The organism is Marinobacter salinexigens (assembly GCF_008370345.1).
In the GTDB taxonomy this organism is placed as follows: Bacteria; Pseudomonadota; Gammaproteobacteria; order Pseudomonadales; family Oleiphilaceae; genus Marinobacter; species Marinobacter salinexigens.
The window spans coordinates 1-484 of sequence record NZ_VTUU01000059.1 but is presented as its reverse complement, the minus strand read 5'-3'; the positions used below and the strand labels follow the sequence as shown (position 1 = coordinate 484).

Annotated in this window: 1 protein-coding gene; it reads right to left on the bottom strand. The window is 56.8% G+C overall.

The window, feature by feature from the left end:
• Positions 1-161 precede the first annotated feature (161 nt).
• Positions 162-484 (bottom strand): thioredoxin (trxA, locus tag FWJ25_RS20665; protein ID WP_223163285.1); only part of this gene is annotated, 323 nt, incomplete at its 5' end.

Sequence of the window (484 nt, the reverse complement as noted above, 5' to 3'; positions counted from 1 at the left end):
CTGAAACTAATTAATGTACTCTGGATTCGACATGGAGGTATGGTATATATAACACAGCAGTAGCAGACGGCTGGCTGCTTGAATTGATCATATCCCGTATGCAAAGGCTACTAGAGATACACATATGTGTTTAGTCGTCGATGCATGCATGCATGGCATGCTCATGAACTACCGATGTACTTGTCGRWGAGGGTGGTGAGCGTGGACTTSGGGACGGCGCCGATGACGCTCTCCTTCTTCTCGCCGCCCTTGAAGATGAGCACGGTGGGGATGCTGCGGATGCCGTAGGTRGASGCCACGTTGGGGCTGTCGTCCGTGTTCACCTTGCAGCACRTGATCTTGCSGGCGTAGTCCTTGGCCAGCTCGTCGATCACCGGCGCGATCATCCGGCACGGCCCGCACCACGGCGCCCAGAACTCCACCAGCACCGGCGTCTCGCACGCCATCACCAWCCCGTCCCAGTTCTTCTCGTCCGCCACCASMA